Here is a 1,761-nt window from a genome sequence, read left to right as displayed (position 1 = left end):
ACAAAAAGTTCGTCCCGATAACGGCAGTCGTGAAGGGAAATGGGTGGCGCTCAGCATCGTTGGTATTCTTGCGACTGCCAGCTTTTTGATGCCTCTGCACCAAGTTGATTCTCCCCATTCTGAAGTGCTTTCTCATCAAGTTCGAATCACGGACTTGCACCAAGAAGAGCTCGGTTTGATTGCCGAGCTAAAACTGGCGCACGAAGAACTGCGCGATTTACACGCAGAATCCGGCAGCTGGCCAGATGCGCAAGAGATGGCGTCACTGTGGATTGCTCCCTTTGCTCAAGATCAAAACTGTAAGCGTAAAGGTTCGCATCAATGGCAGAGCATTGGTGACGGGATCTATTTGGGCATCAGACAGAGTGAGCAAGGGGCGGCTTCAATGATTCTAGATAGTCGTCAAAGCCACGCCGACATTTGGCTAATCGATGCCCATGGTTTTGCGCCAGCCCCAACATTGAGCGAAGAAAGCCATCGCCATCAACAGGGGTGGCAACAGCTAATTCTCTCTTCTCCATCTTCTGCTCACCCTTCGCACACTTAACTCAATTCAAAGAATACATATTATGATCACACGTTCGCTTTTACGTTCCATGTTTGCATCTTGCGCTTTATTGGTCGCTAGCACGTCCAGTTTCGCGAGTGACAAAATGAAAATTGGTATCACGCTTCAGCCTTATTTCAGCTATGTGCACGCTGTTGTTGGTGACAAAGCGGAAATCTTGCCGCTGGTGGATGCTGGCTTTAATCCTCATAACTACTTACCGCAACCGAATGATCTAAAACGTCTTAATGAAATGGATGTCATTGTGGTGAATGGTATTGGCCATGATGATTTTGCATTGAAGGTGATCAACGCGTCGCAACGCGATGATCTCGTTGTCATTGAAGCCAACAAAGAAGTTCCGCTATTGCCAGCAATGGGACAATCAGTCGGGCAAGGCGCGGTGAATCCACATACGTTCGTTGGGCTCTCAACAACGATTCAAAAGGTTTATACCATCGCGAGCGAGTTGAGCAAACTCGACCCTGAAAATGCCGATTTCTACCGTAAAAACGCGCGTCAATACGCCAAAACTTTTCGCATGATGAAACGTGATGCCATGTTGTCGTTGGGCGAATTGGACACGGCGGGTATGAAGGTTGCGACAACGCACAACGCATACGGCTACATTCTGCAAGAGTTTGGTGTGGATGTTGCCGCAGTGATTGAGCCAGCTCATGGCGTGGAGCCGAGCGCGAGCCAACTGCAAGAGACGATCGAGAAGATCAAACGATCTGGCATTGATGTGTTGTTTTACGAGCTGAATATGCCAAATCGCTTTGTTGATACCATCGAAGAAGCGACAGGAGTTAAGCTCTACCGTTTTTCTCACATGACGCATGGGGAATACGAAGCGGACAAAGTGGAAGTTGAGATGCGCGAAAACGTTGAGACCTTGATTGAAGCGATGAAGTTCGTGGCAAGCAAACACGCACAGGAGAAAGCGTAATGCTTGGTCCTTCTATCTCGATAGATAATTTAAGTCTCCAATACGGTGACAACGTGATATTGCAAAATGTCACGACAACCTTCGAGCCGGGCAAGTGCCATGTGATCATGGGTCCAAATGGTGGAGGAAAAACCTCGTTGTTGCGCTCCGTACTTGGACTTACGCCTTTTACTGGCGACATTTCCGTTCATTGGCCGAGTAAGACTCACAATAAGCTTGGCGGAAACGTTGGTTATGTTCCTCAAAAAGCGATGTTTGAAGCCAG

3 protein-coding genes are annotated in these 1,761 nt (G+C 48.1%); all 3 read left to right on the top strand.

Annotated features, from left to right (window positions below; genetic code table 11):
• The coding region (locus R7Q47_RS23640; protein WP_318089564.1) for a DUF6162 family protein at positions 1-547 on the top strand (547 nt) is incomplete at its 5' end.
• A 22-nt stretch (positions 548-569) separates the two neighbouring features.
• Positions 570-1,496 (top strand): metal ABC transporter substrate-binding protein, encoded by a 927-nt coding sequence (locus R7Q47_RS23635; protein ID WP_140119472.1) that lies wholly within the window; start codon positions 570-572, stop codon positions 1,494-1,496.
• A partial coding sequence (locus R7Q47_RS23630; protein ID WP_318089558.1) for an ATP-binding cassette domain-containing protein occupies positions 1,496-1,761 on the top strand: 266 nt, incomplete at its 3' end. The genes R7Q47_RS23635 and R7Q47_RS23630, both read left to right, overlap by 1 nt.

It is taken from the genome of Vibrio sp. Vb0349, from assembly GCF_033338975.1.
Note: the sequence above shows the minus strand (reverse complement) of the source record. Positions and strands in the feature narration are given on the sequence as shown.